This window comes from Azonexus sp., assembly GCF_049652925.1.
Lineage (GTDB): Bacteria > Pseudomonadota > Gammaproteobacteria > Burkholderiales > Rhodocyclaceae > Azonexus.
This window is the reverse complement of the sequence record NZ_JBASFI010000012.1, coordinates 44,733-57,214: the sequence shown is the minus strand read 5'-3', so window position 1 is coordinate 57,214 and position 12,482 is coordinate 44,733. Positions and strand designations below refer to the sequence as shown.

12 protein-coding genes are annotated in these 12,482 nt (G+C 62.3%); 3 read left to right on the top strand and 9 right to left on the bottom strand.

All coding sequences use genetic code 11. From position 1 onward, the window contains the following. Positions 1–18 precede the first annotated feature (18 nt). A complete protein-coding gene (locus WBK19_RS04425; protein WP_511287315.1) occupies positions 19–1,350 on the bottom strand; it encodes a leucine-rich repeat-containing protein kinase family protein in 1,332 nt (443 codons plus the stop codon). Between the two features lie 91 nt (positions 1,351–1,441). Between WBK19_RS04425 and WBK19_RS04420 the strand changes: the two genes are divergently transcribed. Continuing rightward, positions 1,442–1,786, top strand: coding sequence for a hypothetical protein (locus tag WBK19_RS04420; protein ID WP_511287313.1), 345 nt, complete (start codon positions 1,442–1,444; stop codon positions 1,784–1,786). A gap of 59 nt (positions 1,787–1,845) precedes the next feature. Here the strand turns inward: WBK19_RS04420 and WBK19_RS04415 are convergent, their stop codons facing one another. The 3 genes from WBK19_RS04415 to WBK19_RS04405 form a co-directional block, all read right to left on the bottom strand. Then, complete coding sequence (locus WBK19_RS04415; RefSeq protein WP_511287311.1) at positions 1,846–2,226, bottom strand: DUF3597 domain-containing protein; 381 nt, start codon at positions 2,224–2,226, stop codon at positions 1,846–1,848. 229 nt (positions 2,227–2,455) lie between these two features. Continuing rightward, positions 2,456–3,079: a cysteine hydrolase family protein gene (locus WBK19_RS04410; protein ID WP_511287309.1), complete on the bottom strand. Its 624-nt coding sequence runs from the start codon at positions 3,077–3,079 to the stop codon at positions 2,456–2,458. Next, complete coding sequence (locus WBK19_RS04405; RefSeq protein WP_511287307.1) at positions 3,076–3,477, bottom strand: hypothetical protein; 402 nt, start codon at positions 3,475–3,477, stop codon at positions 3,076–3,078. The genes WBK19_RS04410 and WBK19_RS04405 overlap by 4 nt, the downstream gene beginning before the upstream one ends. Positions 3,478–3,564: 87 nt before the next feature. On the opposite strand from WBK19_RS04405, the gene WBK19_RS04400 reads away from it, so the two are divergent. Beyond that, a complete protein-coding gene (locus tag WBK19_RS04400; protein ID WP_511287305.1) occupies positions 3,565–4,482 on the top strand; it encodes a LysR family transcriptional regulator in 918 nt (305 codons plus the stop codon). On the opposite strand, the gene WBK19_RS04395 is transcribed toward WBK19_RS04400, so the two are convergent. The 3 genes from WBK19_RS04395 to WBK19_RS04385 form a co-directional block, all read right to left on the bottom strand. Continuing rightward, on the bottom strand, positions 4,479–7,121 hold the full coding sequence (locus WBK19_RS04395; protein WP_511287303.1) for a cation-translocating P-type ATPase: 2,643 nt from the start codon (positions 7,119–7,121) through the stop codon (positions 4,479–4,481). The two genes, WBK19_RS04400 and WBK19_RS04395, sit on opposite strands and share 4 nt — an antisense overlap. A gap of 214 nt (positions 7,122–7,335) precedes the next feature. After that, complete coding sequence (locus WBK19_RS04390; RefSeq protein WP_511287301.1) at positions 7,336–8,154, bottom strand: hypothetical protein; 819 nt, start codon at positions 8,152–8,154, stop codon at positions 7,336–7,338. 34 nt (positions 8,155–8,188) lie between these two features. After that, positions 8,189–8,776 (bottom strand): tetratricopeptide repeat protein, encoded by a 588-nt coding sequence (locus tag WBK19_RS04385; protein ID WP_511287299.1) that lies wholly within the window; start codon positions 8,774–8,776, stop codon positions 8,189–8,191. Between the two features lie 401 nt (positions 8,777–9,177). Here WBK19_RS04385 and parC point away from each other — a divergent pair, with 401 nt between their 5' ends. Next, positions 9,178–11,475: a DNA topoisomerase IV subunit A gene (parC, locus tag WBK19_RS04380; RefSeq protein WP_511287297.1), complete on the top strand. Its 2,298-nt coding sequence runs from the start codon at positions 9,178–9,180 to the stop codon at positions 11,473–11,475. A 57-nt stretch (positions 11,476–11,532) separates the two neighbouring features. Here parC and WBK19_RS04375 read toward each other — a convergent pair whose 3' ends face one another. Beyond that, the gene (locus tag WBK19_RS04375) at positions 11,533–11,712 is read right to left on the bottom strand and encodes a hypothetical protein (RefSeq protein WP_511287295.1); all 180 of its coding nucleotides are present in this window, start codon (positions 11,710–11,712) and stop codon (positions 11,533–11,535) included. Between the two features lie 108 nt (positions 11,713–11,820). Then, positions 11,821–12,375: a phasin family protein gene (locus tag WBK19_RS04370; RefSeq protein WP_511287293.1), complete on the bottom strand. Its 555-nt coding sequence runs from the start codon at positions 12,373–12,375 to the stop codon at positions 11,821–11,823. Positions 12,376–12,482: the final 107 nt, after the last annotated feature.

The following is a 12,482-nucleotide window of genomic DNA, read 5'->3' as shown; positions in this document are numbered from 1 at the left end:
GGCCGATCAAAGAGGCCGTTAGCCCGGCATCAACGCGCCAAGCACCGACACAATTTCGGCGAACAGCGGTCTGGCTGAGACATTTTCCTGCGCGCATTCGGCCTGCAAGGATTTCAATTTTTCGACTTTTTCCCGGTTGACCGTGGAATCGGTGTTGGGCGAGGAAAACGCCAGCAATTCTTCGAGCAAACACGAAAATGCCCGGACCTCAATGCGTTGCAAGGCCTTGGCGACGAGCGGGTCATCCTGCGGCATAAACGAGGCCGCACCGAAGTCGCCGAGCATGGCCAGCCCATCGGCGCCATGCAGGATATTGTGGCCATACAAGTCGCCATGCGTGATGCCCTGGGCGTGCAGGTGTTCGGCTGCCGAGGCGATGCCAAGGGCGATGCGAATAGCGGCATCGAGATCGAAACTGGCCTCCGCCGGATAAACGTCGCGCGTGCAGGAATCCAGACTGGGTGGCCCGGCAAGATTGCGGAAATCGCTGTCGATCAGCGCCATGACCAGCCCGTGTGCAGCCTCCGGGTGCGCTGCCAGTTTGCCGAGCACAGGAATCAGATTGGGATGTGCACCGGCGGTCATGCAGGCATTCATCTCGTTGAGCGGCAGGCCGTCGCTCGTCATCGCGCCCTTGAATAATTTGAGCGCCACCGGCTGCGCGCTGCCGGCCGAGCGCCATTCAGCATGATGAATGACGCCCGAAGCGCCCTCGCCCAATTGATGGCTGACATGCAGATCGTCCCAGTGAATTGGCGAGACGCAGCTCTGAGCCGGCACGTCCAGGCAGAACGGATTGCCGGCGAAGGCCAGCCAGGATAGTTTCGGCAGAGACAACAGCCAGTCAGGCAAGGCCGAAAGCTGGTTGGCGGCAATCCGCAGCAATTCCAGCCTGGTGCAATTGGCCATCTCGGGCGGCAGCGAGCGCAACTGGTTGCCGGCCAGCATAAGCTTCTGCAAACGGGTGCAGCGGCCGATTTCCGGTGGTAGTTCGGCAATCCGGTTGTCAGTCAGAATCAGCCAGCGCAGTTTGGGTGGCAAGGCCGCTGCCGACGCCTGCCGAATCCGGTTGGCCTTGAAGCCGACCATTTCCAGCTCGGCGCATTGCCCGAGCACCGCCGGCAATTCGGTGAAACGGTTGTCGGAGCAAAACAGAATGCGTAGCTTGCCTAGCCGTGGCAGATCGTCGGGCAATGCCGACAGCCCATTCCCCGACAAATCAAGAATCTCCAGCGTATCAGCCAGATCGAAAATCTCGCGCGGGAATTCAGTCAGGTCGCAGGCCAGTTTGATGCGCCGGCTCCCGGCCAGCTTGCCGGCGCACAGGTCTTCAAGGGTGTTCAGTGGCATTCGGGGCATTCCGCCGGGCGGCCGTGATAAGGTGCGGCAGGATAACAAAAGATGGTGACAAATGACTTGGGAGAAGCCTGCGAGCCCATCCATGACCGAACGCGGCATGCGCGTCGCGCTGATTTTTGCGCTGGCCGCCGAGCGCCTGACCGCGTTCTACGAATACGGCCAGTGGCTGACCGAAGCCCAGGGCGCCAGCCTGGCCGCCGACTGGCTGTCGCGCTCGAAAAACAAGATGCCACTCAACGAGCGCCGGCAACTCTCGGGCCTCAGCGACGAGCTCGCCCGCCAGATCGAGAGCAGCCTGTCGCGCGAAGCCGGCATGTACACGGCCCACGAAATGATGGAATCGCTCGACCCCAACCATCATTCCGAAATCGCCGAATCGCTGATGGTGGAGTGCGAACGGCTGCTCGACGAGAGCCTCGCCGGCTAAGCCAGCAAAGAAAAAGGCCCGCCAAAAGCGAGCCTTCATGGTGAAACCGGGCCAGTTGCTTACAGCAGTTCAGCCGGAATATTGCCGCCGTTTTCAGCCAGCTTCTGCAGCACGGTTTTGTGCAGCCACATGTTCATCTGCGCCGAATCGCCCATCTTGTCGGCCGGGCAGCCGAGTTCGGCGGCCAGTTCCTTGCGCACCGCCAGGCTGCTGTCCAGACCGAGCAGTTTGAGCAGATCGACGATGGAAACCTTCCAGTTGAGTTTTTCCGGATTGGCTTTGGCCAGCGCTTCCAGCTTGGCCACGACATCGACTGCGCTGATCGCTACCGGCGCGGCAACGACGGGTGCCTCAACGGCGGCCGGTGCAGCCTCGGCGACCACTTCCGCCTTGTCATCGCCAAAGCCCAGTTTGGCCAGAATATTGCTGAAAATTCCCATGCTATTTCTCCTGTGCGACCGATTGAACAAATGGATGGCCGGTCATGAATCGACCGAGCGTGAGTTCATGTTAGTTGCATTCGACGACAGGTTTGGTGAATTTATATGAAGGGACTTTTACAAATCCCAACCTTTCGGCAATGAGCCTCCGTGGCTGGGTCACATTTCATTTTTGGCAGATATTTCCGGTTGACCGTGGAAGCCACGGCCAACCGGCTTCGGCCTGCCGTCAGACCACTTTCATCGCCGCCAGCGTTGCCACGTCGACGATTTCGGCAATCCTGTCCCCTAGCCCGGCGAGCACGCCAGCGTGTACCGTCGCTGCCGGAATCGTCTGGCCATCCGGCCCCGGCAGGTCGCGCGTGGCGCTGGCCTCGGCCACGACGCCGACCCGATAGCCGCGATGGAAGGCTTCGCGGGCGGTTGAGTCGACGCAGTTGTGGGTCATGTAGCCGGCGATGATCAGCGTTTCGACCCCGCGCGTTTGCAGTTCATCGTGCAGGCTGGTGCCGGTGAAGGCCGAGGGCAGATGTTTATGGATGACAGCCTCACCCTCGCCCGGTGCCAGGCCGGCGATGGGCGCCGCGCCTTCCGAATCCGGAGCGAAGATCGGTGCAGTGGCCTGCGCACGGTGCAGGACGTGGATGACGGCGATGCCGGCCCGATCCGCCCAGGCGCGCAACTGGCGGGCGGCGTTACTGGCGGTTGCCTCGTCAGGCAACGCCAGCGGGCCGTTGCGGTATTCGTTCTGGTAGTCGATGAAGACGACGGCGGTTTTGGCGGCGTCCAGCGTCGCGTCGGCGTGCAGGCTGGGCGGGACGCCGGCGATCTGGCGCAGGGTGCGGGCGGTCATGCTGCTTCTCCAATCAGTTGCCCGGCCTTGCGCGCTGCTTGCGTTTGACCGTCGTAGCCCCAGCTTTCGGCCGGCAGTTCGTGCAGCGCGACGTAAATGGGCGCAGTGCTGGGGCCGATTGCCACGGTCAATAGGGATTTTGCGGCAAAAATGAAATCGGCCTTTTCGGCCGCGCTGTTGGTGCCGGCGGTAATCAGCGCCTGCAGGCTGGCCGCGACGCCAACAGCCTGTCCGTTGGCCGTGAAGGCGCTGGCCGGCACCTGCGTGACGCTGACCACGGTGAGCGCCGCTTCCTTGCGCAGGATGCGCTGCATGAGGCGCGTCGTTTCCTGCTGCAAGTGCTGAATGGTGCTCGGCGCAAGGCTGGGGCCGGCCAGGGTGATGTTGATCAGGGGCATGGTTTTCTCCGTTTGAAGTGACGCCTGCATCATTTCACCGGGCGTTTATCGATACAATCCACCATCCGTACAACAGTTTGTTGCCACATGGAAACAATCAACCCGCTCGATCATTTATCCGACCTTGCCGTTTTTGTCCGGGTCGTCGATACGCAAGGTTTTTCAGCGGCGGCGCGGGCCATGGGCCTGACCAAATCGGCGGTCAGCAAGCGCATCAATCGGCTCGAAAAGCAGCTCGGCCTGCGCCTTCTGCAACGCACGACGCGCGCCATGTCGCTGACTGAAGCCGGCCGCGTGCTCTATGAGCGCGCCGCGCAGGGCGTCGCCCTGCTCGACGAAAGCGCCCGCCTGGCCGCCGGTCTGGTCGAGGCGCCACGCGGCACCTTGCGCGTCACGGCCTCGGTGACTTTCGGCAAACTCTGCCTGGCGCCGCTGATTCCCGAATTCCTCGCCCGCTACCCGGAGATCGAGCTGCAATTGACACTGCTCGACCGCTTCGTCGATCTCGTCGACGAAGGCTACGACGTCGCCCTGCGCCTGACCCGCACACCGCCCGATCAGGTTGTCGCCAAGGCGCTGATGCCAGTGCGCTACCGGCTGTGTTCCACGGTCAACGCGATAAAAGGCCAAAAAATCGAAACCCCGGCCGACCTCGCCGGCTACAACTGCCTGCATTACGGCCTGCGCGAATTCGGCAACGAATGGCGTTTCCAGCGCGGCAATGAGGAAGCGAAGGTGCGCGTCACGAGCAACGTCGTGGTCAATAACAGCGAGGTGGTGCGCGACCTGCTGCTCGCCGACATGGGCATCGGACTGGTCTGGAACTACGCCGTCGACCGCGAAATTGCCGATGGCCGGCTGGTGGCCCTGCTCCCCGATTGGACACCGGTCGGCCCCTTCGGCCAGACGGCGTGGGCAATCTGGCTACCGCAAACGCATCTGCCGCCGAAGATTCGCGTGTTTGTCGATTTCCTCGCCGAGCGCCTGCGCGAGACGCCGGCCTAGCCGCGTCGGATGAACCACTTGCGCGTTTCTTCGGCCAGCCCGAGGAAGAGCGCAAAAGGCAGGGCGTAGAGAAAAACGTCGAGCGCCAGCGGCGCCGTGCCGAACAGGCGGTTGCCCCACGGCGTGTAGAGAATCGCCGCCATCAAAGCCACTTCGCTGGCCAGCCCGGCGAGCAGCCAGCGGTTTTCGAATAGCGGGAAATGCCAGGCTGGCAGGCGTGGATGGCGGCAGACGAAGAGATTGACCATCTGCGCCAGCACGATGGCCATCAGGCAGGCCGAGGTGGCCTGCAGGTAGCGCGGATCGCCGAGCGCCAGGGTTTCGCCGTACTGCCAGCCGAAGCCGTGCAACACGAAGAAGAAGGTGGCGAGCGCGCCCAGGGCTTCGAGCGGGCCGAGGAAAAGGTAGGCCCGGGCGAGCAGGCCGCCGGAGAGCAGGCGTTCGCCGCGCGGCCGTGGTGGGCGCTGCATGACGTCGGCCGACGGTTTCTCGGCGCCCAGGGCGAGGGCCGGCAGCATGTCGGTGCCAAGGTCGACGGCGAGAATCTGGATCACCGTCAGCGGCAGCGGAATGCGGAAGAGCACGAAGGCCAGGTAGGGAATCAGCTCGGGAATGTTCGAGGTCAGGATGTAGGTGATGAATTTGCGGATGTTTTCATAGACCGCCCGGCCCTCCTCGATGGCATTGACGATGGTGCCGAAGTGGTCGTCGAGCAGTACGATGTCGGCCGCCTCGCGCGCCACGTCGGTGCCGGAAAGGCCCATGGCGATGCCGATGTCGGCCATGCGCAGGGCCGGGGCATCGTTCACGCCGTCGCCGGTAACCGCGACGATCTCGCCCTTGGCCTGCAGGGCCTGGACGATGATCATTTTCTGCTCGGCGGTTACCCGGGCGAAGATGACCTCGGGCGCATCGAGGGCGATTTGCAGGCTGGCGGCGCTCATCTGGCGGACTTCATCACCGGTCATGACGCGCGGCGATGCGCTGCGGATCATGTCGATTTCGCGACCGACCGCCAGCGCCGTGCGCGGATGATCGCCGGTACACATGATGACGCGCAGGCCGGCCGAATGGCAGCGGCCAACCGCCTCATGAACATCCGGCCGGGGCGGGTCTTCGAGGCCGATCAGGCCGCACAGGGCCATACCCTCTTCGTTCGGCATCTCGCCCGCCGCCAGCGGCTTCCAGGCGCAGGCAATGACGCGCAGGCCGCGGCTGGCCATGTCTTCGTGGGCCAGCCGGAAATTTTCGCGCGCTTCGGCATCGAGCGGTTTGATGGCATTGCCGGCCAGCCAGGTCGTGCATAGCGGCCACAGACTTTCCGGCGCGCCCTTGCAGAGCAGCACGCCACTGCCATCCGGCTCGCGGCTATAGACCGACATGCGCCGCCGCTCGGCATCGAAGGCAATTTCGCCGGCGAATTGCCAGGGCATCGGCAGTTCGCCGGCAAACTGCCAGAGCGCAATCTCCATCGGGTCGCCATTGGGTTGTCCATCGGAAAATTTCAGGCTCTGGCAATAACGGGCAACGCCGCGCAGGTGCGGCTCGCGCGCCACCGGCCAGCGCTCGGCCGCGAGGTGGTGGCGACCGCCGGCAAACCATTCGCGCACGGCCATCCGGTTCTGCGTCAGCGTACCCGTCTTGTCAGTCAGGATCACCGTCGCGCAGCCCATCGTCTCGACTGCCGGCAGATGCCTGACCAGCGCATGGCGTCGGGCCATGCGCTGGGTGGCCAGGGCCAGCGATAGCGTCACGGTCGGCAGCAGGCCTTCCGGCACGTTGGCGACGATGATGCCGATGGCGAACATCATGTTGGCCCAGAAAGGCAGGCCAATCGCCTGGCCGAGCAGGAAGAACACAATGCCCAGCCCGAGCGCCAGCATCGCCACCAGCCGGGATACCCGGCGGATTTCGCCTTGCAGCGGCGACTCGGTATCGCCGGTCGATTGGGTCAGGTGGGCGATGTGGCCGAACTCCGTGTGCATGCCGGTGGCGTACACCACGGCGCGGCCCTCGCCGGAAACGACCAGCGTGCCGGCCAGCAGCAGGCAATGGGCAGCCAACGGGTCGACGGCGGCGGCAGTCTCGGCGGCTTCGCTGCGCGCTTTCGGATAGGTTTCGCCGGTCAGCGTCGACAGATTGACGCGCAGCCCCCAGCTTTCGACCAGCCGGCAATCGGCTGGCACCTTGGCGCCTTCGATCAACAGCAAAATATCGCCCGGTACCAGTTGCTCGGCCGGAATGTCCAACTCCTGCCCGTCCCGACGTACCTTGACGCTCTGCGGCAGGAGCTTTTCCAGCGCCGCCAGCGCCTGCTCGGCGCGATAGGTCTGCCAGAAGGAAAAACTGCCATTGACCAGAATGACGCCGAGAATGGCCAGCCCGAGCTCGAACATGCCCTCGCCCGGCTGCAGATAGGCGGCAGTGAAGGCAAGAATGGCGGCGAACCACAGGATCAAGGCAAAAAAGTGGGTGAACTCACCAAGCAGGCTCAGCCACCAAGGCGTACGCGCCGCCGCCTCGACGCGATTCTGGCCGAACGCCTCCAGCCGGCGCGCAGCTTCCCTGACGCTCAGACCATCGGGAGCGCTGTCCAGCGCAGCCAATGCCTCGGCCGGCGACTGCCGGGCGATCTGCATGCCGGAATGCTCCATGACCAAGCCCGAATCTGTTGTTTCAGTCCTTTATTCATAGCACCCGGATGGCATTCGAGCCAGCCAATTCCGGGTTTTGCGACGATTCCCACGGTCAACCGGAAAAATTCGCAAAAAATGAAATGAAAAGGCGCCGATGAAACGGCGCCCTTTTTCCGGAGACATTCGTCACACTCACCGAGCGGTGAGCGTTTTTCGATCAATTCACCTTCAGCGTACCGCCTCGACCCAGCCCGCCCTTGACGTCCTGCGCCTTGTAGTTGCGTAGCGAGATGACCATGCTGTTGTAGGCATCGACGAAGGCCGCGACGGTCGCCTTGCCTTCCGGCGTCTGCGAGAAACCGCCCAGGCCACCGGCTGCTCCGCCACCAAAGGCGCCGAGCACGGCACCGAAGTTGGTCGCCGTCGAATTGCCTTCGGAAATGGCAATCTGCACCGACGAGCGAATGTCGAACAGCGACAGGGTGACGACTGAAACCTTGCTTTCCATGCCGGCACCGATTACCTGGCCACCGCGACCACCGAGCAGCGCGCCGCCAACAGCACCGGCCAGACGGCCAGTCGGCGACTGATCGACAATAATCGACGGCTCCATGAAATAGTCTGCCGCCACGCGCTGGCCCTTCTGCTGCTTCGAACCGGCCCGGTATTCACCGGAATTGCGCTGTTTGTCCGTAATCGCCGACATCTTGTTGTCCAGGCGCTCATTGCCGATGGAGGTAATGACGAAACAGTTCGACTGCTGCACGGCCAGGCGGATCAGCGGCTCGATGGTGGTTACCTTGGTCGCCCGGCCAAAGGCGCCGTACCAGTCCTTGTTGCGACCATCATCGACGGCCAGCGTACCGAGCGGCGCCGGGCAACGCTCCAGGCTCGGATTGGCCCCGACGCTGGTGCCGCCCGCCGCCGCACCGGTGGCCGCCGTCGGCGCATTGCCGGTCTGAACCATGCCACCGCAACCAGCGAGCATCAAGGCTGCCGCAGCACTGACAAAAAGAGGGGAATTCTTGGCGTTCATGATTTTCAACTTTCTGTTGGGTCATTAAATCGGTTCAATAATCGTCACGGTAGTACCAGCCGCTGTTGTTCCAGTACCAACGGTAGGTGTAGCGGCTTTGCCAGTACTCGCGCAAATACACACGCTGCGTATCCACCCAGCGGCGATAGGCAACTTCGTTCTTTTTGGCTGTGCTTGCCTGGGCAAGCAGCTTTTTGGCCTCCTTGTCGCCCCGTCCGGCGGCGATGGACAACCATTTTTCGGCCTCGGCCGGATCGGAACCCATTTCCTCCAGGCCCATCAGATAGAGCTTGCCGACTGCCGTCTGCGCCTTGCGGTCACCCCGCTCGGCCGCATCGCGCATCCATTGCAGCGCCTGGTAGCTGTCCTGGCGCACGCCATCGCCGCGGAAATAACGCAAGCCCAGATCATAGGCAGCGCGTGGATCCTTTTCGGCTTTCGCCTTCAGCGCAGCCAGGCGACGCTCGGCCTCGGGATCTCCGCCGGCGTTCGGGTCAAAAGTAGTGGTACTGCGCGGACGATCGGAACAGCCGGTATCGTCACAAATACGGATGGTGCGTTCAGGCTCTGCTTGCGCAAACACCGACACACAAAAGAAGGAAAAAAGGAGAATCAACCGCATGGGACAACTCCAAAAACGGCGGGTCGCCGCCCGAACTCGAAAAAATAAACGTGATATGTTGTTTTTATCGTCAATAACTTAGACAAAAGTCATATCCATATCGATTATCTCCAATAGATACAAACTGGGCAAGCGATACAACGGCCTTGCCGGGCTGCCGATCGTTATCTGCCACGGCTCAACGGAGAACAGACCGCATGACCGATACAGCATCTGCCACTGTTTCGGTTACCATCCGCACGCACCTTGTTTTGACCGCGCCGCAAAGACAGAATTCCATGACCGACCAGCTGAAACTTTTCGACCCGAACGCCCCGCTTCCTCCCGCCGATACGCAACTCGCAGCGAGTCCGGCATCACTTCCGGCTGCCGAGAACGCAGCGGAAACCGACCCCCCAGTCATGAACGAATCCCCTGCTGGCGAAGCGGGCGACATCGATCCGCCGGATTTGCCGCCATCGGCCTCCGGCCCGGCCGGCGACATTCCATCACCGGCCGACTACGCCGCCCGCCGCTACCTCGAATACGCGATGAGCGTCGTCACCGGCCGCGCCCTGCCCTCGGCCGCCGACGGCCAGAAGCCGGTGCAGCGCCGCATTCTCTACGCCATGCACCGGATGGGCCTGTACAAGAGCCCGCGCCACGTCAAGTCGGCCCGCGTCGTCGGTGATGTGATCGGTAAATACCACCCGCACGGCGATTCGTCGGTCTACGACGCCATGGTCCGCATGGCGCAGGACTGGAGCCTGCGTTACCCGATCGTCGATGGTCAGGGCAATTTCGGCTCACGCGACGGCGACAACGCCGCTGCGATGCGCTACACCGAAGCCCGCCTGACGCCGATTGCCGAACTGTTGCTGGCCGAACTCGACGAAGGCACGGTCGACTGGAAGCCCAACTACGACGGCGCCAACGACGAACCAGCCCTGCTCCCGGCCCGCCTGCCCTTCTGCCTGCTCAACGGCGCTTCCGGCATTGCCGTCGGCATGGCCACCGAAATCCCGGCCCACAACCTGCGCGAAGTGGCGAATGCTGCGGTCAACCTGATAAAAGACCCGAATTTCACCGAAGAACAGGTGCTGGCGCTGATCCCCGGCCCGGATTACCCGGGCGGTGCACAGATCATTTCGACGGCTGAAGAGATTGCCGCCACCTACCGCAGCGGCCGCGGCAGCCTGCGCGTGCGCGCCAAATGGAAGATCGAAAACCTTGCCCGCGGGCAATGGAAGCTGGTCATCACTGAACTGCCGCCGGGCGTCTCAACCGCCACCGTGCTCTCGGAAATCGAAGCCTGCTCCAACCCGGTCGCCAAGGAAAAGGCCGGTAAGAAGGTCTTCACGCCAGAACAACTCAATCTGAAAGCGGCCTTCCTGTCGTCAATTTCGGAAAGCGGCGTGCGCGACGAATCGGGCAAGGAACACGCCGTGCGCCTCGTCATCGAACCCGCCTCATCGCGTCAGGGCCAGGATGACCTTGTGCGCATGCTGCTCGCTCACACCAGCCTGGAAACCAACGCCTCGATCAACCTGACTATCCTCGGTGTCAATGGCACGCCGCGTCAGGCGTCGCTGTACAGCATGATCGCCGAATGGTGCCGCTTCCGGCTGGCCACCGTCGAACGGCGCACGCGTCACCGCCTGACAGCCGCCGAAAAGCGCATCCACATCCTGGAAGGCCGTTTGGCCGTCCTGCTCGACATCGACAAGGTAATCAAGGTCATTCGCGAATCGGACGATCCCAAGATCGATCTGATGGCGCACTTCAAGCTGTCCGAAATCCAGGCCGAAGACATCCTCGAAATCCGCCTGCGCCAGTTGGCGCGGCTGGAAGGCATCAAGATCGGCGAGGAACTGGCCAAGCTGCGCGAAGAAGCTGCTGGCCTCAACAAGCTACTTGATTCCGAAACCGAAATGCGCGCCTGCGTCGCAGCTGAGATCGAAGCCGATGCGAAGAAATACGGCGACGACCGCCGCACCTTCATCGAAGCCGCCGACAAGGTCACCATGTCGGACGCCAAGACCGTTTCCATCGTCGATGAACCAACCACGCTGATCGTCTCCAAACATGGCTGGCTGCGCTCGCGTCAGGGCCACAACATCGACCCGACGCAACTGAGCTTCCGCTCCGGCGACGAACTGCTGGCCTGCCTGCCCTGCCGGACGGTCGATAACCTGATCCTGCTCGACACCAAGGGGCGCGCCTACTCGATTCCCGCCTCGGACATCCCCGGTGGCAAGGGGGACGGTATTCCGGCCACCTCGCTGGCCGATTTCCAGGATGGCGGCAAACCCTGCCTCGCCGTGGCGATCAAGAACGAAGCACTCTATCTGGTTGCCGCCAGCGGCGGCTACGGCTTCCGCTGCCAGGGCGCCGATCTCCTGTCACGCGGCAAGGCCGGCAAGGCCTTCATGACGCTGTCCGAAGGCGAACTGCCGGTTGTTTTCGCGCCGGCTCCGCTCGGTGAAATCGCCTGTGTGACCAAGGACGGCCGGGCGCTGGTCTTCAACATCGACGAAGTTCGCCAGTTGCCGAAAGGCCGTGGCCTCAAGCTGATTGACGCCGATCCCGGCAAGACGGGGTTGGAAGAAATCGTTCCGATCGTCGATGGCGTTGCCGGCAAACTCAAGGGCGAGCGCCTGGAGATCTGTCGCGGCAACCGCGGCGGCAAGGGCAAGCCAATGAAAGCGCCGCGCAAATAAGAAAAACCGGGCGGGCTCGATATTGAGCCGGCCCGGCTGTCTTTTCAGCAAGCCCGATCAGGCGGCGGCGTCCGCCGAATGCAGGGCTTCAACCTCTTCGTGCTCCCATTCCTTGATCGTATCCGAAACAAGGCGGGCCTTTTCGTGGGCATCCGGCTGGTGGTGATGCGCCTCCTCGAAAACCTCAAGGGCCTCGTGGATGGCTTCAGCCTTGGTGTGGGCGTGAGTGTGTGGCATGGTGATAATCCTCCCCGTGTTGCAATGAAAAAAGCCCTTGGTCACCAAGGGCTTTTTTATCAATAACCGCAGACTGGCTCCGGTTCTTGACGACAAGAAGCGCTGAACTTAGGCAGCCTTCTTGGAAGCCTTCGGAGCGGCGACAACGTTGGCAGCCTTCATCGTGGCGCTGGTAGCAGCAGCAACGCTGGCTTCGGCAACTTCAGCAGCCTGCTTGGCAGCCTTGTTGAGGCCTTCGTAGGCTTCGTTGGCGGACTTGATCGCGGTCTTGACGGCAGCGACGGCCACTTCGGAACCAGCCGGAGCGGAGGCCAGAGCCTTTTCGACCATGCCGGAAACCTTGGCGGCGTTTTCAGCAACCTTGGCTTCAACTTCCTTGGCCAGCTTGTCCTTGGTTTCGCCAGCGATGGCGATCACGTTACGCGAGTATTCCATGCCCTTTTCGATGGACGGCGAAGCCAGTTCCTTCTGGATGCTGACGAAAGACTGGACATCCTTGGCGCCAAGCAGAGCATTGACGTTGGACATGGCGCCTTCGAAAACGGAACGGGCAGCGGCCAGATTCAACAGGGCCAGACGCTCGATGCCATCAAAGGTGGTGTTGGCGAAGAACAGGACGGAATTGATGCCGGACTTGGCGAAATCTTCGGGTTTGGTGAACATGGTGAATCTCCTGAGGTTGGGGTGATTTATTCGCCTTGGCCTTTTGTTGCACCGCAGCATGGTTCCATTTTAACTACAGGGAAACACTTGTCAACAGCTTTTTGTGC